This is a genomic window from Photobacterium carnosum, assembly GCF_002849605.1.
In the GTDB taxonomy this organism is placed as follows: Bacteria; Pseudomonadota; Gammaproteobacteria; order Enterobacterales; family Vibrionaceae; genus Photobacterium; species Photobacterium carnosum.
The window spans coordinates 72,298-92,540 of sequence record NZ_NPIB01000018.1 but is presented as its reverse complement, the minus strand read 5'-3'; the positions used below and the strand labels follow the sequence as shown (position 1 = coordinate 92,540).

General features: G+C 36.9%; 17 protein-coding genes and 3 tRNA genes. 12 read left to right on the top strand and 8 right to left on the bottom strand.

Annotated elements, in window-relative coordinates; all coding sequences use genetic code 11:
- The first annotated feature begins 119 nt into the window (after window positions 1–119).
- The 3 genes from CIK00_RS21340 (at window position 120) to CIK00_RS14330 (ending at window position 1,545) form a co-directional block, all read left to right on the top strand.
- Window positions 120–209, top strand: a tRNA-Asn gene (locus CIK00_RS21340).
- A gap of 103 nt (window positions 210–312) precedes the next feature.
- A tRNA-Lys gene (locus CIK00_RS14335) sits at window positions 313–404 on the top strand.
- A 646-nt stretch (window positions 405–1,050) separates the two neighbouring features.
- Window positions 1,051–1,545, top strand: coding sequence for a hypothetical protein (locus CIK00_RS14330; RefSeq protein WP_101769509.1), 495 nt, complete (start codon window positions 1,051–1,053; stop codon window positions 1,543–1,545).
- Window positions 1,546–1,726: 181 nt separating this feature from the next.
- Here the strand turns inward: CIK00_RS14330 and norW are convergent, their stop codons facing one another.
- The 3 genes from norW to CIK00_RS14315 all read right to left on the bottom strand — a co-directional run bounded on the left by norW (window position 1,727) and on the right by CIK00_RS14315 (window position 4,962).
- Window positions 1,727–2,872 (bottom strand): NADH:flavorubredoxin reductase NorW, encoded by a 1,146-nt coding sequence (norW, locus tag CIK00_RS14325; RefSeq protein ID WP_101769508.1) that lies wholly within the window; start codon window positions 2,870–2,872, stop codon window positions 1,727–1,729.
- Window positions 2,873–2,890: 18 nt separating this feature from the next.
- Window positions 2,891–4,411 carry an anaerobic nitric oxide reductase flavorubredoxin gene (gene norV, locus CIK00_RS14320; RefSeq protein ID WP_101769507.1) on the bottom strand — a complete coding sequence of 507 codons (1,521 nt, stop codon included), beginning with the start codon at window positions 4,409–4,411 and terminating at the stop codon, window positions 2,891–2,893.
- A gap of 218 nt (window positions 4,412–4,629) precedes the next feature.
- Complete coding sequence (locus CIK00_RS14315; protein WP_101769506.1) at window positions 4,630–4,962, bottom strand: hypothetical protein; 333 nt, start codon at window positions 4,960–4,962, stop codon at window positions 4,630–4,632.
- Window positions 4,963–5,208: 246 nt separating this feature from the next.
- Here CIK00_RS14315 and CIK00_RS14310 point away from each other — a divergent pair.
- A tRNA-Ser gene (locus CIK00_RS14310) sits at window positions 5,209–5,299 on the top strand.
- A gap of 274 nt (window positions 5,300–5,573) precedes the next feature.
- Window positions 5,574–6,002: a hypothetical protein gene (locus CIK00_RS14300; RefSeq protein WP_101769504.1), complete on the top strand. Its 429-nt coding sequence runs from the start codon at window positions 5,574–5,576 to the stop codon at window positions 6,000–6,002.
- A 202-nt stretch (window positions 6,003–6,204) separates the two neighbouring features.
- Here CIK00_RS14300 and CIK00_RS14295 read toward each other — a convergent pair whose 3' ends face one another.
- Both CIK00_RS14295 and CIK00_RS14290 read right to left on the bottom strand, forming a co-directional pair.
- Window positions 6,205–6,393 (bottom strand): hypothetical protein, encoded by a 189-nt coding sequence (locus CIK00_RS14295; protein ID WP_101769503.1) that lies wholly within the window; start codon window positions 6,391–6,393, stop codon window positions 6,205–6,207.
- A gap of 247 nt (window positions 6,394–6,640) precedes the next feature.
- Window positions 6,641–6,934: a hypothetical protein gene (locus CIK00_RS14290; RefSeq protein ID WP_101769502.1), complete on the bottom strand. Its 294-nt coding sequence runs from the start codon at window positions 6,932–6,934 to the stop codon at window positions 6,641–6,643.
- 448 nt (window positions 6,935–7,382) lie between these two features.
- Between CIK00_RS14290 and CIK00_RS14285 the strand changes: the two genes are divergently transcribed.
- Complete coding sequence (locus tag CIK00_RS14285; RefSeq protein ID WP_167388566.1) at window positions 7,383–10,733, top strand: Ig-like domain-containing protein; 3,351 nt, start codon at window positions 7,383–7,385, stop codon at window positions 10,731–10,733.
- 131 nt (window positions 10,734–10,864) lie between these two features.
- Here the strand turns inward: CIK00_RS14285 and corA are convergent, their stop codons facing one another.
- Entirely contained in the window at window positions 10,865–11,818 is a 954-nt protein-coding gene (corA, locus tag CIK00_RS14280; protein WP_101769501.1) for a magnesium/cobalt transporter CorA, read from the bottom strand.
- Between the two features lie 485 nt (window positions 11,819–12,303).
- The gene (locus CIK00_RS14275; protein WP_101769500.1) at window positions 12,304–13,191 is read right to left on the bottom strand and encodes a LysR family transcriptional regulator; all 888 of its coding nucleotides are present in this window, start codon (window positions 13,189–13,191) and stop codon (window positions 12,304–12,306) included.
- Between the two features lie 215 nt (window positions 13,192–13,406).
- Here CIK00_RS14275 and CIK00_RS14270 point away from each other — a divergent pair, with 215 nt between their 5' ends.
- The gene (locus CIK00_RS14270) at window positions 13,407–14,117 is read left to right on the top strand and encodes an SDR family oxidoreductase (RefSeq protein WP_101769499.1); all 711 of its coding nucleotides are present in this window, start codon (window positions 13,407–13,409) and stop codon (window positions 14,115–14,117) included.
- A 34-nt stretch (window positions 14,118–14,151) separates the two neighbouring features.
- Here CIK00_RS14270 and CIK00_RS14265 read toward each other — a convergent pair whose 3' ends face one another.
- Window positions 14,152–14,514: a DoxX family protein gene (locus tag CIK00_RS14265; protein WP_101769498.1), complete on the bottom strand. Its 363-nt coding sequence runs from the start codon at window positions 14,512–14,514 to the stop codon at window positions 14,152–14,154.
- Between the two features lie 101 nt (window positions 14,515–14,615).
- Between CIK00_RS14265 and CIK00_RS14260 the strand changes: the two genes are divergently transcribed.
- From CIK00_RS14260 to CIK00_RS14240, 5 genes are all read left to right on the top strand, one after another.
- Window positions 14,616–15,500 carry a LysR substrate-binding domain-containing protein gene (locus CIK00_RS14260; protein WP_101769497.1) on the top strand — a complete coding sequence of 295 codons (885 nt, stop codon included), beginning with the start codon at window positions 14,616–14,618 and terminating at the stop codon, window positions 15,498–15,500.
- Between the two features lie 334 nt (window positions 15,501–15,834).
- Window positions 15,835–16,284 (top strand): DUF417 family protein, encoded by a 450-nt coding sequence (locus CIK00_RS14255; RefSeq protein ID WP_101769496.1) that lies wholly within the window; start codon window positions 15,835–15,837, stop codon window positions 16,282–16,284.
- A gap of 99 nt (window positions 16,285–16,383) precedes the next feature.
- A complete protein-coding gene (locus CIK00_RS14250) occupies window positions 16,384–16,734 on the top strand; it encodes a DUF3316 domain-containing protein (RefSeq protein WP_101769495.1) in 351 nt (116 codons plus the stop codon).
- Window positions 16,735–16,928: 194 nt separating this feature from the next.
- Window positions 16,929–17,936 (top strand): transposase, encoded by a 1,008-nt coding sequence (locus tag CIK00_RS14245; RefSeq protein ID WP_101769494.1) that lies wholly within the window; start codon window positions 16,929–16,931, stop codon window positions 17,934–17,936.
- A 605-nt stretch (window positions 17,937–18,541) separates the two neighbouring features.
- Complete coding sequence (locus CIK00_RS14240) at window positions 18,542–19,921, top strand: D-alanyl-D-alanine carboxypeptidase family protein (RefSeq protein ID WP_101769493.1); 1,380 nt, start codon at window positions 18,542–18,544, stop codon at window positions 19,919–19,921.
- Window positions 19,922–20,243: the final 322 nt, after the last annotated feature.

The following is a 20,243-nucleotide window of genomic DNA, read 5'->3' as shown; positions in this document are numbered from 1 at the left end:
TATATATTGCAGCATTACAACACTAAGCGGGGCCATAGTTATAACAACTATTTACCGCCAGTGGTGATGGAAGCAGCCGCTTAATTTAAACACCTATAAAGGTGTACAGTTTTACTTGACCACTTCACTTAGTTCAGTTGGTGTTTTTTATTGGGAAGATTAGCGGACTGTTAATTTACATGTCACTGGTTCAAGTCCAGTAGAGTGAAGAAGAATAGAAAAGCCCGCAAGCAATTGCGGGCTTTTTTACGTTTGAAATTCAGTAAAAATAGTTTTTGAGAGTGCAGAATATCAGATCTCATCACTAAACAATTCCCTCTTAGTTCAGTTGGTGCTTTTTATTGGGAAGATTAGCGGACTCTTAATCCGTGTATCACGGGTTCAAGTCCAGTAGAGTGAAGCCAAATAGAAAAGCCCGCAAGTAATTGCGGGCTTTTTTACGTTTGAAATTCAGTAAAAATAGCTTTCGAGAGTGCAGGGTACTGGATCTTATCACCATATAATTCCTTCTTAGTTCAGTTGGTTTCTTTTTATTAGAAGCTTGGCGGACTGTTAATTCACATATCATTGGTTTAACTTCAGTAGAGGAAGCCAAATAGAAAAGCCCGCAAGCAATTGCGGGCTTTTTTACGTTTGAAATTCAGTAAAAATAGCTTTCGAGAGTGCAGGGTACTGGATCTTATCACCATATAATTCTTTCTTAGTTCAGTTGGTTTCTTTTTATTAGAAGCTTGGCGGACTGTTAATTCACATATCATTGGTTTAACTTCAGTAGAGGGAGCCAAATAGAAAAGCCCGCAAGCAATTGCGGGCTTTTTTACGTTTGAAATTCAGTAAAAATAGCTTTCGAGAGTGCAGGGTACTGGATCTTATCACCATATAATTCCCTCTTAGCTCCGTTGGTGTTTTTTATTCGTATTTAATGATTTTTGGTATAGATTGAAATCGTTGTATGTCTTCTTTTTTCATAAAGGAAGTTTTCATTTTAGTGACTATCAATTCATTAAATATAGGTATTTAATATAAAAACAATAATATTAGGACAACATGATGAAAAATTTTAATCATACCCACCATGATACTTTAGACTGTATTCATTCATTTGTTAAAGAACCCAATAAATTAATGCACTATTTATCTGAGTTCGATGAATGTTTAAGAACTGTATATGTTAATGATGCAGCTTTTATTATAGAAAATTTATTTGAACAAGAAATTGGAAAAGATACGATACTATTTCCAGAGATACATATTTATGATGTAAAAACGGCGATTAGTGATGATTATAACGATTCAATAAAAAAAATGATTGATAAGTTACCTTCGCTTACATTATGTCTGATAAAACTTAAATGTGGCGAACTTCTTACTTTTGTTGATGCATTTTTCTGTAGTCGAAACACAGCACTTCTAATGTTAAAAAATCTAGAAAATCATCTTGATGAGCATAAACGCTCTTATCATGTTGAGTATCATGGTCTACCTCATAGCGAAATGCTTGAATCATTACATTGCAATGATAAGTTTGATCTTGAGAAAGTATAGATAGAATAAATATATTAAAATAAAAAGATATTTAAATTGATAAACTATTTATTTTAATATTTTATAAAAAATAGAATGGATGATTGAGTGATAGATCATTAAATATTTATTGTGAGAGTATCAATAAATGACAAAGCCCACCGTAAAAGTGGGCTTAAAGATATATATAATATCGATATTTTTATAATGCAGGAGGCAACTGTCTTAACAATGCAAATACTTGTTTTTGTTTATTATGAGAAGCGATAAATCCAATTAACGTTTGATCTGCTGTATGTGCTTTAGCAATATAACCGTCATGATCTCGTTCAATCTGCCAATGGATATCCAATGCGGTTGTGATCCCAGCTAAACTTAATGGTAACCACGGTGTTTTAGCTTTAATTAACATTGGTGGTAATGATAACGGTGTTGGTGTTCCTGCCAATGTTTTAGCCAGTGCTATCGCTGATAACATGATGGGTTGAATAAATGCACTAAGTTTACCGTTGATCTCAGCACAATCGCCAATAGCGTAGACGTTAGTGGCTGAGGTTTGTAGCATATTATTGACAATAATTCCTCGATTAGTACTAATTCCAGCTTGTTGTGCTAATTGAAGCCTTGGTGCTAATCCCATAGCAGCAATGATGATATCTGTATGTATATCCTCTTTTCCCTGCTGTGAAATTATCATCTGTTCACCATCAGTGTTAATTTCACTGATTGTGGCATTTAACTGAAGGTCGATGTCTTTTTGACTTAACACTTGGTGTAGCTCTGCGGCAATAAAATCTGGCAGTAAAGCGGGCATCATGGCAGCGGCTTTATCGCACAATGTAATTTGTTTACCAGCGGTAGCTAAATCAATGGCTATTTCAGTACCAATTAAACCCGCGCCTAAAATAGTAATATGCTTTGCGGCATTTATTTGTAATTGGTTTTGCTGTAATTCAGACAGACTATTTAAGGTTATGATCTTATCGGTCGCATTACCTGCAAACTTCGGTATAAATGATATAGCACCCGTTGCAATAATTAACGAAGAATACTGCAATTGTTGTTGATTGAAATATACCCATTGTTGCGTAGTATTAATTTCCTTAATAACCGTTTCTGTTATTAACTTAATATTATATTCTGCTGCAAACTCAGCGGCGGTTTGTTTAATAAGATCTGTCGCTTGTTGATGACGACTAAATACATGGCTTAGTTCTGGTTTAGAATAATCAGCACCTTGATCCGCAGTTACTAAAGTAATGGCAGTATGTTGATCCAGTTTTCTAAACGATTTCACCCATTGGTAAGCAGCGAAGCCACTACCAATGACAATAATTGGATTTGACATTGTTAGCTCTCATTTCATTTAGTTGATAGGTTCAAATACTTCTTTACCAATACCACATTCTGGGCAAAGGAAACTATCAGGCACATCTTCCCAAGCAGTACCAGGGGTAACATCTTGATTCGGTTCACCAAGTGCAGGATCGTAAACCCATTGACAAACAGTACATAACATTTTTTGACCACTGGTTGCTTGTGTACAACATGTGGTTTTTGTATCTGTTGCGGGTTCTACTTCAACAACGCCTGTTTGTTCTACTATTTCAGGAATATCAATCGCGACTTGTAGTGTTGCTGCTGGTGTTACTTTGGTAGTGAAAGGTGCGTAATGATCATAAGGACGTTCAGTTTGAGCCCATTCTTTAGCGATCTTTTTACCATGATCACGGCATTCTTGTAGTGCTTTACCATCTGGACGCCACTTGGTTTTAAGGCCAATGGTAGTAAAGAAGCCAGCATCAGTTAAGCGTGCATGAATACGATCAACAGCACCACCGTTCCAACCATAACTACCAAATGCACCCGCTTTTTTATTTTTAAAGCGTAAGCCAGTGATTTCTTCCAGTAAGCCTGCAACTTTAGGCATCATGACATTGTTCATTGTTGATGAGCCGACAAGTATCCCTTTAGAGCGGAACATATTGGAAATAATTTCATTTTTATCATGACGAGCAACATTGAAAATACGCACAATGACTTGATTATCTTCTTCAGTGATCCCTTGTGCAATTGCATCTGCCATCATGCGGGTATTATTTGACATCGAATCATAGAAAATAGTGATGCGGTTTTCTTGATATTGATCGGCCCACTCAAGGTATTTCTCAATTATTTGAGTTGGATTATCACGCCAAATGACACCGTGTGAGGTTGCAACCATGTCTACTGGAAGGTTAAAGCCGAGAACTTCTTTAATCTTATTAGTAACCAGTGGGCTAAATGGTGTCAAAATATTTGCGTAATAACGTAGGCACTGATCAAGCAATTCGTTTTGGTCGACTTCGTCATTAAATAAACGCTCATCACAGTAATGTTGACCAAAAGCATCATTACTAAATAGAACCGCATCTTCTGTCATGTAAGTCATCATGCTATCAGGCCAGTGCAACATTGGTGTTTCAACAAACACTAATGCTTTACCATTACCAATATCAAGCGTATCGCCTGTTTTGACGGTGTTAAAGTTCCACTCAGGATGATGGTGATGACCAACGATTGAGTCAATTGCGTTTTCAGTACAATAGATAGGTGTATTAGGAATACGGCTCATTAATTCACTTAGAGCACCAGCATGATCTTCTTCAGCATGGTTAATAACGATAAAATCAATATCATTAAGATCAATTTCTTGTTCTAAATTTTGTAGGAAAGCTAATGTGAATTTGTGATCAACTGTATCGATGAGTACATTTTTGCCTTCACGAATTAAATAACTATTATAGCTTGTGCCACGGGTTGTTTTATATTCGGTACCATGAAAATCACGCACTTCCCAATCACGTTGACCAACCCAAGTAATATTGTTTTTAACATGAACAGCCATTTTTAAATTCCTTTAACGCTTTAAGTTGTATTTTGAATACATGTTATGTCGAGGGGTGGATTCTGTCAACAGTAAAGGGGTATTTAAAATGCATGTTATAATTTATTTGTTTGTTATCAATTGATTAATGTTTAAATTTGTTTTTGAACCGTCAATGTGTTGGCGGTTCATGATCGGAAGAAAATAATGAGAGGTGAGAATGATAATCAGCAGAGGTGTTAATTAAGATTAAAAACCAGCACAATAATAGTAATCAGGCTCACTGCATTGAGTACTGAATAGAGAATCGTTTTTGGCATGCTAAATGCCAAACTATTAAAATCTCGTTTTGAGCCAATAACCGTAATCGTTAAAGGTAATACAACCAATAAGCCAAATATCCAACGGATAGTATCAGTGATGGCGTAACCTATTTGAGTTTCAGCAACAATAAAACCTAGGATAGATAAAAGGAGGGTGGTGAGTGAAATTGCAAAGGTTCGATTGTAGGAATCCATTAGCTGAGCAAAAGCTTGATATTCTTCATCCGTAAAGTCTGATTTATTCGCCATGTTTTTTTCAATTTAATAATGAGGTAACTGTTTCTATTATAACGGATCATTGCTGATATAACGAAAATAAAGATAGTGACGCTAAAAGAGAAACATAGAAAGTGTTTGTTTAATAACCACAGATGAATGGTTTTAGTTATCTAACTGTATCTGTTAGGTAAAATACATTAAAAAACGTTTTAAAATTAATCAGTTGATCGTTTTTGAGTTTACAGCAGCTAATGTGAATTGTATTATACGCGCCATGGAGAGATGGCTGAGCGGTTGAAAGCACTGGTCTTGAAAACCAGCATACGTTTATAGCGTATCTAGGGTTCAAATCCCTATCTCTCCGCCAAATTACTAAAAAGCCAACATTTAGATGTTGGCTTTTTTTCGTCTGAATAAAATAGTGATGTATTTAATTGGTGCAATAAAAGCGGGTTCACATCCACTAATGCCCAAATCAACTCCGCCACACATTAAAAAGCCGCTATTTATTAGCGGCTTTTTTACGTTTAAACAAAAGTACAGTAAACTTACAGCAGGGTTCAAATCTTTGCACCTTAAAAAGATGAAATAACCCGTTATCTATGTGAATATAGACGTTATTTGTTTGGAAAATAATAATAATGAGTTTTGAACAATGGGCTTTTATTGCTGATCTTTATACCCCAATGATTGTCGTTATGTGCGTTATTAGCATGGTGTTATTAGGACGTGAGCAGGGGTTGAGAAGTGGGTTATTCGCGCTGAGTGGCATATTGCTTTCAACGGCTTTTATTTATGCGGTTATGTTTCTCGATAATTCAGTTGGTATTTGGCCTGCGTTTAATTTGGATTACAGTACTCACACTGCTATTGCCTTAGTCTTTATTGGTTACTTTCTTGTATACAGTCCCAAATTAAGGGGAGTGATGGTACTTTCAATGGTCGGTTATGCTGCTTTAATGATGCATCAGAAGTACCATACATTAACTGACATTATTACCACCACAATCTGTGTTATACCTGTCATCTTGTTGTGCCAATATAAATTTTCTGAAATGGCTAAGCGTTAGTTTTTTTTGTAATAATGACGTAATTGAGCTGATTAGCAATCTTGAGCTTAGACTTATGGCTATTCTTTGTGATTTTTAAATAAGTATTACGTTTTATAGTTGAGGTGTTAGTGGCAGTAAAGAAGAGAGATGATGTTTATCATACTCGCTGTGATGACAGTGAGTATGATCTCAATATTAAGCCGTCATGCAGGATATAGCGCTATCCTAAATTGGTCAAAATTTCACTTTCATTAAAATGAAGGCTGATAATATCGTTAAAATGCGTATATTCATCAATAAAAGGGACTTTAACATCAATAACTTCAGCTTTATCTATCGGTAACCATTGACCATTAATGGTGACTTTCCAAATAGTCTCTTTTAGTTTGATATATATTTTGGGTTGCATCCTTTACCTCATACCATTTTGCGATGGAATAGCTATTATGAGTGATTAGTTGTCTTATGGTATCGAACATTAAGTAATCTTCAATTGATATTTACCATAATTAATACCTTTAGCACAAAATATTAGTCACAACATATCGTTAATTGGAATAATCGTTGTAAAAATACAGACTAAAGCTGTTTTTAATAAAAAAGCTAACAGCGATAACTATTAGCTTTTTTTATATGTAAAATATTAGTAAAGAAAATTAATCTTCAAAATCAACAATTAGCTCGTCTTCTAAGTAATCCACCAAACATCCCAATGCTGGCGCAGAAACAATGTAAGAGGTGATTTCAGCCACTTCAGGTGTTGATCTGCGTAATACTTCTAATACTGTATGTTCTGGGTTATAAGCGACATTAAATTCTGTGGCAATCGTGCAGCTGTCGTTATATTCATCGATAGACAATTCAATTTCACCATTGTATTCACCAATATCTGTATCAAAATTATCAACTAAAATTTCGATCATAGCTTCATAGTAATGTTGGTAATCCATTGATTTTAACCTATTCTTATCTAAAAAATGTGCTATCTAATACGTTAGCATTCATGTTGCTATGTTACCTTATTTCAGACCGACAAAAAGCCTTAATCTAAAATAATCAGTTATATATGACTGCATGATACTAAGTATTGAATTCGAGTCGTCACTGTCATAATGAAGGCGCGAATTATTACACTTCTCACAAATCCTTACGGTTTCTAATCACTCGTTACATCTTTCGGTATCTTTTAATTGTTTGTTACATAAACCTATTAGCTAGAGTGGTGATAGCCATAATATTTAGTTATATAATATATGAAACCATATTGGTTAATAACACTTCATTAGTGAAAACAAAACATTAAATATAGATCGGTTGTATGGAATGCAACTATATAAGAATCATAGAGGATGAAATATTTAGGTCTGTTGAAGCGAGTGGACATACTTAGGAAATTAAGTGAAAAAAACAAATAAAATAACAGCGGCTCTATTCAGCGTTATGATCAGCGGCAATGCATATGCTTCTGATGTTAATGTCGTTTCTTTTGTTCCTGGCAAAACAATAGTTCAGAATGGAGACATGGTTTCCTATAATGGCGAATGTTTCGTTGCAAAAAATAACCCAGGGGTATGGGAATCGCCAAGTGTTGATTCATGGTTTTGGGATGCCGCTGAATGTTCAGGTGAACCAAATCCAAACCCAAATCCTGAGCCAGAACCTGAACCTGAACCAGAGCCGAATCCAAACCCAGATTTAGGTGGTATTATTCCTTTCATTCCGGGTACAACCCAAGTCAAAAATGGCGATGTTGTGTCATATGACGGACAGTGCTTTATTGCTCAAAATAATCCTGGTCTATGGGAAGCACCAAGTGCTAGTTCATGGTTCTGGGCGTTGACTGAATGTTCTGGTGAGCCTTCACCTGAACCTGATGTGACAGAATTATCAATTTTATCTCCAGTAGCTAGCCAGTTATTGAAAGTTAATGAAGCGATTGTAATCAAAGCCCGCATTGATGGTGAATTGGCAACTAAAGTTGAGTTTTGGGTTAATAATACTAAATTAGCTGAAAAAGCCATTGATCAAAGTAATCTACTTTATTCGCAAACTTGGACGCCAAGTGAAGCAGGTAGTGCAGCGATTAATATCTTTGTGTTTGATAAAAATAATCAAAAAATCGAACAAAAATCTGTTTCTGTAAAAGTAGAAGCTGAAGGTAATGACGACTTTACCGCGCCAGTGGTGACATTTACTTCACCAACGAATGGTTCAACTGTTAATAAAACTGACACTGTTTCTATTTCTATTAATGCATCAGATGCAGATAAAGACTTAACGACATTGGTTGTTAATGCGAATAACCAACAAATCTGTACATTTGATGCGGCTGTAGCAAATACATTTAGTTGTGATTGGCAACCGACTCAAACAGGTAGCGTAACACTGAGCGCTATCGCAACTGATGCACAAGCTCTTTCTTCTAGCACAAGTTTAAGTATTACCGTTAAAGAAGAAACAGTAGAGCCGCCAGTAACGCCTCCGGGTGGATTGTGTGAAGAGTTTAATGTTTACCCAGACTGGACGCGTGGCGATCATGCAACCACTGGTGATATTATGGTTAATAACAATATTGCTTATTCTGCAATTTATTGGACACAAAGCAAACCGGGTAGTGACAGTACATGGGCTTTACATCTAAATTGTGATGGTTCAGAACCTGGCACGGCGCCGCTTCTTTCATTACCAAATCCGATGGATCCTGTACGTCTGGAAGTCGCGGGTTGGCCAAATACCTTTGTGGTTGCAAGCCCATCTTTAACTGCTCCTGCAACATTAACGATTGAAACGAGTAATAGTGCAGATTTAGCTGATGTAGATAAGCTAACCGCTACATTTGTATCAATGATTGAAATGGCTGCACAAGCAAGTTCTTCATCTATTATTATTAATAGTGATGTGCTTGATAAAGCAACGCAAGATAAAGGATTGTCTTCAGAGAAGATTGCCGTTAAAGAAGCCCTAATTAAAGCGGTTGATAGTACTGGCAGCAAAATTGATATTGATGCGATCAATGCACTTAGCAATGATCTAAAAGGTTGGGCACAAGCTCATAACCTGATTATATCGACACTTGCACCAGAAGCGACGTTTGGTTGGTCTCTAAGTATTGGCGATTTTGCTTATAATCCTCATTCTGGTCGTCAATCTGTATGGAATGCGGCGTCTAATTACACCGCCGAGTTATTAAATAAGCTTGCGCTTTATAAAGCAGACAGTGCAACTAAAGCTGACTTTATTACATTTACTAAGCCAGAAACAACGGCAATGTTGTCAAATGAACAATGGCATAACGCACTAGAGTATGTTAAGCAAGTAACTGATTATGCTAAAGTTCCTGCAATGTTAGCGGATATGCCAACAGATCAAGCTGCTAACTACTTTATGGGTGATAGCTCGCATAAAGCGCAAATTCGTAAAGCGGCTTTCAGTAATATTTTTGCTATTTTGTTTAACAAAGATACGGCTACTTTAACCGATAAAATTGAACAGTATCAAGCGGTAAAAGTACCATTGTACTATGTGGGTGAAGAGTTAGAAAAAGGTTCATTAACACGTATTGAAGCGTTGAATAAAGCGTTAGCAAACGCAGAAAATGTGATGGACAATGAAGCATTCTTATATGAAACACCACAATCACAGTGGATCCCATCGACTGTTTATAAGTGGAATGATTTCCTTGATGGCTTAAATGCGATGCATAACATTGGTGTTGCAGGCAATAAGTTCTGGTTATTAAATGATGAAGCAGATGATGCAACTAACATCACTTATGCCAAAGTTGCGATTGCTGCTTTCTTAGCACAAAGTATGCAAGAAACCATTCGTTACAACGCGTGTGATGAAAATAACTGGTCTGAAGTAAAATATGGTGCACCAGCCGATTATCCAATGTCAGCAAGTTGTGGTCAGTTAGGTCAGAAATACGCAGATTACGGTGTAAACCCTGATTCTGGCTTAGATTACGCTTACTCTTGCCCTCGTGATAACAAGATGGAAGTCAGTGCACTAACGCATGCTAAATGGTATGGCGCGCCAGCTCCAGTCTTTGCAGCGCCTAACGCTGTATTAGAAGAGCGCGGTTTGCTGGTTAATGGTCATGTTGGTCGTTGGACGAACAGCGGTCACTGTAATGATGTGCCAGAAAATGTAGATACGTCAAAGCAAGTATGGGAACGTGATGAATGTAAAACTTACGTTGGCCAAAAAGCGGGTACATTCCTTTGGGATGGTAGCAGTCAAGAAAGTGTTGAAGGTTGTGGCTGGTGGGGTCGTGGTGTAATTCAAACTACGGGTCGTCAGAACTTTGGTACCCTTAACCATTACTTAGGCCGTTCACACGTTGATCCTGCAACGATTGGTAAAACGATTGATGGTGTAACGGTTGAAGCTCCACCGGCGAATCCATTATATGCAGATCTTGATTTATGTTCGAATCCAGGCTTGATTTGTAGCTCTGAAGAGAACAAAGAAATTAAGTGGATTGCAGGTTTATTCTACTGGGTAACATCAGTACAAGAATACTCAAATGAAGGTGGTCAATATGCCGATTGGAACTACTACAACGAAATTAAAAAATACGTTGATGGTGGCCTGAAAGGTACGCAATTTATTGATGACGTTTCAGGTATTGTAAACCGTGGCTGTCCTGACACTGTTTGTGAAAGTGGTGAAGTGCATAACGTTAAAGAGCGTCAAGCCAACTTTAAGTTAGTATTAGAAAAGTTAGGTGTTAAAGCACAATTATAACGGTTAACAAATAACAGTTATTTTAGACTACCAGTCAGTGATGATTGGTTATAAATAAGAAAGAACCCTGCTTTTGAAGTAGGGTTCTTTTTTTGTAAATAATCCGTCGTATAAATAGGATAAAGAGTAGCTTATAGCCAGCCTTTACGTTTAAAGAACAGATAAGGGGCGAAACCTGCCAATATCATCAGCCCTAGCGCATAGGGGTAGCCAAACTCCCAATGAAGTTCAGGCATAAAATTAAAGTTCATTCCGTAACTAGAGGCAACCAATGTTGGCGGAAGAAAGACCACTGATACCACTGAGAATATTTTAATAATGCGGTTCTGCTCAATATTAATAAAGCCCATTGCCGCGTCCATTAGGAAGTTAACCTTTTGGAATAAAGATTCATTGTGCGGTAATAAAGAATCAATATCGCGTAACACTTCACGAGCTTGCTCTAATTCAATTTCAGGTAAACGCGCTTTGCGAACTAAAAAGCTTAATGCTCGCTGAGTATCCATTAGGCACAAGCGTATTTTCCAACCAGCATCTTCTTGTTTTGCTAGATGCGATAAGGCTTGATCAAAATTGGCACCGGGTTTATTACCACTTAAAATAGTTTTACCAATCGACTCTAGTTCGCTATAAATATCTTCAATAACGTCGGCAAGTTGTTCTATTTTCGTTTCAAATAGATCGAGTAATAATTCATAAGCATTGCCTTGCTGCAAACGCTGTGTACGAGCACGCATGCGATAAAGACGAAATGCGGGTAATTCACGTTCGCGTAAGGTAAATAAGCGACCATCTCTAATGGTAAAAGCTACTGTTGCATTGCTTACATAATCATCCATATCTTCATAATAAAAGAATGAGTGAATGTGTAAGCCATCTTCATCTTCAAAAAAACGCGCACTGGCTTCAATGTCTTCTAGTTCAGGGCGAGTTGCAAGGCCTTGTCCTAGTTCCTGTTGAACACGTTCGCGTTCTGCTTCATTGGGTTCGATAAGATCAACCCATAATGCTGATGAAATGGGATCTTTGGCTTCTAAATCTAAACGTTGTAAACGTAAATCGTTTAATGCGTATGCGTTCAGCATGTCTTATATCTCCACTAATGGCGATGATATAAAGAACACTTTAAAACACGATTTGAGGCTGATAAAAACAGCGTCGACCAATGCAAAACTGGAATAATAAGATTTTAAGCAGAAGCAACGAATATAAGGAATAGTGCATGCTGACAGTTAAACATTGTCAACTTACATACAAAAGCAGAAGAGGACAGATTAACGGAGAAAAATCTCATTCCAGTACCGACTGGGTGTGTTCAAAGCGGTGTCCTCTCAAATAATGGTGTGCACATGTTACATCTGACTGCAAAAGTGTTCAAGTTATGCTATTGCAACATTAGATTTTTTTTTAGGTGTGTTAAGTCAAAAGCTTATTCATGCACGATTAAGGTTTACTCACATCAGTTTGATTATTTGTTGATTAATTATAACGATAATTTATTATTTTTCGTGATTAAATGTGGAATTAAGTAGAATTATTGTTATTTAACGTTAAATATCAGATGCGGTGTTTAATTGAAATGTTCACTCAGAAAATCCAAAAAGACGCGAACTTTACTTGAAACTAATTGCCGATGTTGATAAATCGCATAAGTGCTTGTTTCATAGTGACACGGACTGAACGTCGATTGAGGGAGCAGTTGTACCAGTTTGCCGTTGTTAAGTTCTTCATCAATAGCCCATTGTGGCAGTAGAGCGATACCACCTCCGTTTAATATGAGTTGTTTTTGGCCATTAACAGAGTTGACCTCCATGTAATAAGGGATCTCTATTTTTGATGGTTTATTATTTAAGATATACCAATCATGCCAACCTTTAAATCCATAGACTAAGCAATCATGCTGGGCTAAATCTGCGGTTGTTTTAGGTATACTTCGATGTGCTAAATAGCTTGGGCTAGCACAAAGTATAAAATGATTATTCATGAGTTTTTTAGCGATTAAATTAGAATCGGGTAATCGGCCACTACGAATAGCGACATCGACATTTTCTTCAATTAGATCAACGATCCTTTCAGTAATTTCAATCTCAACTTTTATGTCAGGAAATGCGGCTCTAAATAAAGGTAGAAGGGGCAGTATTTTATTTTCACCAAACGCCACCGTTGCACTGATTTTAAGTCGACCTTTAGGTGAGTTGTGTACAATATTTACCGCACGTTTCGCCTCGTCAAATTCAGCGATGATACGTTTGGAATATTGATAAAATACCAATCCAGCTTCAGTTACGCCAACATTACGTGTTGTACGATCTAATATTCGAACATTTAATTCTGCTTCTAAAGCAGAAAGCTGTCTTGAAATAGATGAGGGTTGAACATCGAAAACTTGGCTTGCTTTGGATATGGAACCTTGTTCTACGACACAATTGAAATAAGCAAGGCGAGTGAAAAGACTCATATTAATGACTCATATAATAAAATTGATTATTTTAGGGGATGAATACCGTTCATCACCAAGATAGTACATGCTTATCTTATATTATTGATCCACTTTTTAAACATTAACGCTTACATAATTGCTTTTAAAGCAAAACTATATTGTCTGATCGTTGGTTCATGTCTCTAGTTATTCTCATTAATATGCAGATTCTGATTAATTGAGAGAAGAACAAAATGAATTCTATAAATACCGCTATTATTGCATCGTGCTTTTCTGTAACGGCACAACAATTAATTAAAAAACTGACCGCGACAGGAACCCATATCGTAGCGATTGGCCGCATTGGTGATGAAAATAGAGCTAAAGATTTAGAACGTAAATACTCGGGAAAGATTACGGTTTTATTGGGAGATCTTACTGATGAACAGCAAAGTCAAACATTAGTAGCAAAAGCAGCTGATATTTTGGGCCATGTTGATGCTTACTTTCATTGCTCTGGAATATATACATGGAGCTATTGGAAAGATATTGATGTTAATAAAGTAGTGGATCTATTTAATGTGAATTTTATGACCGCATTCATTTTTGGACGTGAAGTGTTTAAATTAATGGAAGCTCAAGGTGACGGTTGCTTAATGTTTGTATCAGCTCGAGATACCGTACGTAATATACCCGCAGGATTTGGACCTTATATGGCTTCAAAAATTGCATTGAATGCATTTGTAGAGAGCTTGGCCGCAGAAGGGGCATCATCAAATGTGTGTGTAAATGCCGTTTTACCTACGATTGTTGATACTGCTATAAATCGTGAAGCTATGCCTGATGCCGATCCTGCTACTTGGGTACATCCATCAGATCTTGCAGATTTGATGATTGATTTAAGCCAGCCCAATAAATCCTATTTAAGTGGTGCTTTGATAACCGTTAATAATAAGCTGCATTAATTTTTGGTTATTTTTACTCATATAATGTCTGATGCTAAATCGATCCTAAAATCATAGGCATGGCGACAATAACAGATAATATTAACGTTATTATTGAAGGGATAGCATCTTTTACGGTATCAAATCTAAAGTGAAAGAACATTGCCCCCGTTGATACGCATATAATAAAAGTGGCCCCGATAGTACTGATTAATGGGCTGACCATGATCATTCCGATTAACAGCATTATTGCCCCTGTTGCTTCAATAATACCGACAATAAACATTATGCTACGGTTAAGTCCATAACGACGAAAAAAGGTCAATTGCGGTTCAAAGATGACTTTTACCCAGCCAAACATCTTAACTGAACTTGTGAATAAGAAAAATGCGATGAGTAGACCTTGAATAAATAGCATGATGTAAACTCCTTGGTAAACGATAAGCTTATTAAAGCATTCCAATTGGAGATTAAGGAGGGTAGTATTTCGCTTATTATGATTCCAAACTGGAATGTGTCGTGGATAAATTTGATTGTTTAAAAGTATTTACTCGAGTTGCTCATTTAAGGAGTTTTACTGCTGCAGCGAATGAATTCAATACGACGCAAAGTGCGGTAAGTAAGAAAATCGCTTGGTTAGAAAAACAAGTAGGCGTGAGCTTGTTTTATCGACATGCCCGTGCGATTAGCCTCACTGAGAGTGGGCAACAATATTTAGGTTTAGCGTTAAATATTACCCATGAAATGGATTGCTTTGAATCTAATTTACGCCAAGAACAGGCAACTATTTCGGGGGTACTAAAGCTATCAGTGCCAAGTGCTTTTAGCACCCAGTTACTGTCTCAGCCTCTTAATCAATTTTTAAATTTACATCCGCAAGTTACCGTTGATGTTTCAGTGTCTGATAAATTTGTTGATTTACTTGAAGGTAATATTGATATAGCCATACGTGCTGCATATCTTAAAGATTCAGGTTTAAAAGCCAAATGGTTATTGGATAATGAATTGGTGTATTTTGCATCTCCTGATTATTTAAAAACGACTCCAGCCATTGTTGATATTGACGATTTACGTCAGCATAAATGTTTAACTTATTCTTTATCGACACCATCAAATCTATGGCGTTTCAATACGGGCAAAGAAATCGTAAAAATAAAAGTTAATGAACAAATTAGAAGTGATAATCCTGAGATGTTAGTTCAAATGGCTAAACTCGGTCAGGGTATAGCGGCAATGCCGAGATGGATGGTAGAACAAGATCTACAATCTGGCACGTTGATTTTATTACTGACACAATATGAAACCCAAAAATTACCCATGTATATGGTCTATAAAGACGCAGAACAGCAACCTCAACGTATTCGTTCTTTTATTGACTTTTTAGCGGATTACTTCAATTCTTGATTCTGTAGATACGTTTATTTTTATAGTTTAAGTCTGTCTAATAATCTTGATAGTCAGCTATTTGAGCAAGCCAAAGTTTCTCCTCAATCTCTCGCATAGTGAAACGCTTAGAAAGTAATGGCTTCACCTTTAGTGGATATGCCCTTACTTGTAATGATATTCAATCGCTTTCTTTGTTATTTACTCGCTATTAACTTATAGAAGTGTTTTTTGGCTAAAATAAACTAAACAGTTTAGTTTAAAGTTATTGACAGGTGCTGCTCTTCACTATAGATTAAACGAAACAGTTTAGTTCAATCATATAGGGATAGATGTGGATATTTTAAGAAAAAACATGTTAGCGCTATCAACGACAACAATAGGGTATAAAGTCGGTGTTTTTGGGGTTGTGTTAGTTTTATTGTGGATTGGTATTTTTAAATTTACGCCAACAGAAGCGGCAGCAATTGAACCTCTTATTAAAAATCATCCCTTAATGGGTTGGACATACCATTTTTTCTCAGTTCAAACCGTCTCTAATCTTGTAGGATTTAGTGAGATAGTCGTGGCGATTGGACTTTTTTATGGTTTCTTTAACCCTAAGGTCGGTTATATCTCAGGTATTGTTGCCAGTGCTATTTTTATAGTGACACTCAGTTTCTTATTTACTACACCAAATACTTGGAAAATAGTCGATGGCGTTCCTATTGCAAACTTCTTCTTAGTTAAAGATATTCTATTTTTAGCCATTGCAATAATGGTTGTTGAACACAATAAAAAATTATTACCTCATAAATCGCAATAGCAACTTTGTGATAACAGTTAGTTTGGATAAATCATACTCTGGTGCATTAATAAATCATCAGTAGCAAACAAGTAATTATAAATAAGCGGAACTCAAATTATGAAAAAAATATTTTTAGCCACTTTAATCTTTTTATTCTCATCTTCTATTTTTGCACAAAATATAGGGAATAATTCCGACCGTTTAGGTGACAAACAACTTAAAACTGCAGTTATGCAAGATAAAAGCGCAGCAGTGGTCGCGGGTAATAACATTAGAGATAATTTAGACACCTTAAACAGTCTGGAGTTAAGTAAAAAACTTAATATATGGCGAAATACATATAATTCTACCAAGCTAAAAAATACGTCTATGACTATTGATGAATTATATGCCCAGAATGGTACGGTTAGTTATCAAGCTATTGTAAATGTGAGATATCAATACACCGTTCGTGAGTCAAACAAGTAACGTTAACAAAGAATGACCGTCTATCAAGGCGGTCTTTATCTGTAAGGAATATGAAGAAGAATATGGGACAGCCATAACTTTTACAAAGAGCAACCAAGCACCAAGCAATAGGCGAGCAATAAAGGACAGCCATAACCTTGTACATTAATAATGAGCTACTACACTTAATCTTCAAGTTGCTTATGGTGAAATAAATGACAATCTCAAGACGAAAATTGATAGAGCCTCAAATTACGCCTTTTTATCATGTAATTAATCGTTGTGTACGTCGTGCATATTTGTGTGGGGATGATCCGTATAATGGCAAAAACTATCAACACCGTCGTGGTTGGATAGTAAATAAAATCAAACAATTAGCCGCTATTTTTTGTATTGATGTGTGCGCTTATGCCGTGATGAGTAATCATTATCATTTAGTGCTAAAAATAGATACCGAGCAGCAGCAAAAGCTAACCCCTGAAGCGGTGATATCACGTTGGTTACAGTTATTTAGTGGTCATCCTATCGCTGTCGATTTTTTAAAAGAGGGTCAAATTAGCTCGGATAAACAACAAACATTATCAGACTTAGTGGCTGAATGGCAGCAACGATTAGGCAGTATTAGCTGGTTCATGCGCTGTCTTAATGAAGAAATAGCACGAAAATCCAATAAAGAAGATCAATGTAAAGGGGCGTTTTGGGAAGGACGATTTAAGTCTCAGGCACTACTGGACGAGCAAGCGTTATTATCTTGCATGATGTACGTTGATTTAAATCCTATTAGAGCAGGCATTACACCGTCACTAGAACAGTCAGATTTTACCTCTATTCAGCAACGTATTCGTGAATATCAACAAGTAAAAACCTCATCTAAACAATCATCATCAAGTAACTCTTATTTTCAGTTATTACCCTTTGTTGGTGCTGAGCATCAAGCTAAAACCGCAGGTATAAACTTTGCTTTTGCCGATTACCTTGAACTGATTGACTGGACTGGCCGATGTATTCGAAATGATAAAAAAGGCTTTATAGCACCTAATCAGCCAAAGATTTTACAGCAAATGGGAATAACATCAGATGCTTGGCTTGAGCACAGTGAACAATTTATGGAACATTATGCCAATATAAGCGGTAAATGGTCCCGAATGTGTGCCTTCAAGCAACATGCAGGTGGGCATTGGTGTAAAGGAAAGTCGGCGAGTCACCAGCTACACCCTAATTAAACATAGTTTCTTATAATTAGATGAAAACACTGCAATAACCGTCAGGATTGTAGGTTTTGTTGATCCTGAAATATGGTAACAGAAACGATTTAATGAAGAATTATAAACAATGAGCTGTAAATTTCAGATTCGAGAGTTTATTGCTGGTGGAATGGTTTGTTTTTTAGGGACTCAATTTAAAAGCAAAAGATATGGCTGTCCTATGTTTGTTCCATTCAATGTTTGATTTATACCGCATAAACATCATTACCGTTCAGGTTTCTATAAAGGATCTGCTGGTAAGATGGAAACAGACAATATACAAAAGGCTATAACCAACATGAGGTTCAAATGATCCGCTGAGAAAGCAGGACTTAATCATCATTTGGTTATTGCTATTAACGGGATAAAGGTTACATGTGCATAATGATCGGAACATCATTATATAAATGCGATTTGTAACCAAAGTCATTGCAATACTAATCAAGAACGAAAAAGCACTCACCATTTTTGTGGTAGTGATGGATAGACTCTGCAGGACATTAATTACTCAGCGAAGTCAGTATCCTATCTAGTCGCTTTTTTATACCGCGCTTTTAGTAAGTAACTATAAATAAAATACTCTTATGACAATAATCAAACAGCTTTCATTAGCAGCAACCATCGCTGCATTATTTACCTCTAGTACAGTATTTGCCACACCTAGCAACAATGCAATGAACACTATGCCTAATAGTGATTACTTCGCGGCAACGCAATACAAAGCAGCTCAAGCTCCACTCAATAGTTTCGGTGCTATTGATGTAAAAACCAGTATTCCAGAAAATATACAAGTGCCTGCTGCACCAGTAGAAGCTGGTGGCAATAATGGTATCCCAGAAACGCTGGTGCAAAAATGGACTCAGGCAGGAATATTCTCACCTCAAGTTGAAGCACGCGCTTTCATTTTAATGGATGCTAACACGGGACAGATTATTGCCGCTAACGATGCCAACATGCGTATGGCCCCAGCCAGCACCACCAAGTTAATGCTCATGTACATTGTTGAACAAAAACTGGCCGACGGTGTAATTTCACTCGACTCAAAAGTACAAGTACCAGAAGTCGCGTGGCGCACGGGTGGCTCAAGAATGTTCTTAAAGCCTGGCTCTTTTGTTTCAGTGAAAGATCTTATCTCAGGTATGATTGTTGAATCGGGCAATGATGCCGCTGTAACACTGGCAAACTACATAGCGGGTTCGCAATCTTCATTCGTTGCAATGATGAACGCGACAGCCGTTAAGTTAGGTATGCACAATACCCACTTTACCACTGTCATGGGTCTGCCTGCGCCAGCACATTTCTCAACCGCTTATGATCTTGGGCTGCTCGGACAGCACATCATGAACGACTACCCTCAATACTTTCATTTTTTCAGTCAAAAGTATTTTGAATACAATCATATCCGCCAACCAAATTTCAATCGCTTATTGTTCACTTATCAATATGCGACGGGCATGAAAACAGGCAGTACAGAAGCTGCGGGCTACTCGCTGGTAAGCTCTGCTGAGATACCCAATAACCCAATGAAGTTGGTTGGCGTTGTTCTAGGTACAAAATCACTGAATGATGTTGCCGCTCAAAGTAAGGCACTATTCAATTACGGCTTTCACTTCTTCAAGCAAGACACCTTGTATGCAGCAAACAGTAAGCTTTCTGAACAAAACGTTTGGGGAGGAAAACAAGATACTGTCTCTCTAGGCCTTGATAAGCCACTAACCTTGGTTCTTCCTTCCAGTGTTGATGAGAAAGGTCTGGTAACTAAGCTTCAAATTGACCGTGATATCAAAGCACCGGTTGAGAAGGGTGAGAAATTAGGCGAAATTACCGTAACCTATAAAGACAAAGTTATTCAATCAAAGCCACTTGTCGCGCTCAACAGCGTTCAACAAGGCGGTTGGTTCACTCGAACCTGGGCAAGTATCTCATTATATTTCCATAACTTGCTAGCATCTTACGGTCTGTAAACTTTAAAAAATCGTAACAACCATCATACGAATAAAGCCAATACTCTTAGTCGAAAGTGAATAAGGTATTGGCTTTTATTTGGATATAACAATGCCTAAAAAATAATGGACACCCATAACTTTTTCTCTCGCTGCTGCCATTCTCAACAACACATGCCCGTGTCCAAATGTTGTCATTCCCTACAACAAAAATATGGCTGTCCCATGTTTCTCTTTGTCCCATGTTTTTCTTTAAGGTTAAATATTGTGAAGTAAGGGACAATAATGACTGAATATTGAATGGCAAAATAAAATAAAATAATGTAAGTCTATATTATTTTAT

What these genes read in the sequence shown, in the direction of transcription:
- norV (WP_101769507.1), bottom strand. Translation starts at nt 4,411, where the DNA reads ATGGCTGTTCATGTTAAAAACAATATTACTTGGGTTGGTCAACGTGAT.
- CIK00_RS14240 (WP_101769493.1), top strand. Translation starts at nt 18,542, where the DNA reads ATGACAATAATCAAACAGCTTTCATTAGCAGCAACCATCGCTGCATTA.
- CIK00_RS14265 (WP_101769498.1), bottom strand. Translation starts at nt 14,514, where the DNA reads ATGCTATTTATTCAAGGTCTACTCATCGCATTTTTCTTATTCACAAGT.
- CIK00_RS14290 (WP_101769502.1), bottom strand. Translation starts at nt 6,934, where the DNA reads ATGGATTACCAACATTACTATGAAGCTATGATCGAAATTTTAGTTGAT.
- CIK00_RS14250 (WP_101769495.1), top strand. Translation starts at nt 16,384, where the DNA reads ATGAAAAAAATATTTTTAGCCACTTTAATCTTTTTATTCTCATCTTCT.
- norW (WP_101769508.1), bottom strand. Translation starts at nt 2,872, where the DNA reads ATGTCAAATCCAATTATTGTCATTGGTAGTGGCTTCGCTGCTTACCAA.
- CIK00_RS14275 (WP_101769500.1), bottom strand. Translation starts at nt 13,191, where the DNA reads ATGAGTCTTTTCACTCGCCTTGCTTATTTCAATTGTGTCGTAGAACAA.
- CIK00_RS14300 (WP_101769504.1), top strand. Translation starts at nt 5,574, where the DNA reads ATGAGTTTTGAACAATGGGCTTTTATTGCTGATCTTTATACCCCAATG.
- corA (WP_101769501.1), bottom strand. Translation starts at nt 11,818, where the DNA reads ATGCTGAACGCATACGCATTAAACGATTTACGTTTACAACGTTTAGAT.
- CIK00_RS14245 (WP_101769494.1), top strand. Translation starts at nt 16,929, where the DNA reads ATGACAATCTCAAGACGAAAATTGATAGAGCCTCAAATTACGCCTTTT.
- CIK00_RS14315 (WP_101769506.1), bottom strand. Translation starts at nt 4,962, where the DNA reads ATGGCGAATAAATCAGACTTTACGGATGAAGAATATCAAGCTTTTGCT.
- CIK00_RS14270 (WP_101769499.1), top strand. Translation starts at nt 13,407, where the DNA reads ATGAATTCTATAAATACCGCTATTATTGCATCGTGCTTTTCTGTAACG.
- CIK00_RS14255 (WP_101769496.1), top strand. Translation starts at nt 15,835, where the DNA reads ATGTTAGCGCTATCAACGACAACAATAGGGTATAAAGTCGGTGTTTTT.
- CIK00_RS14295 (WP_101769503.1), bottom strand. Translation starts at nt 6,393, where the DNA reads ATGCAACCCAAAATATATATCAAACTAAAAGAGACTATTTGGAAAGTC.
- CIK00_RS14330 (WP_101769509.1), top strand. Translation starts at nt 1,051, where the DNA reads ATGAAAAATTTTAATCATACCCACCATGATACTTTAGACTGTATTCAT.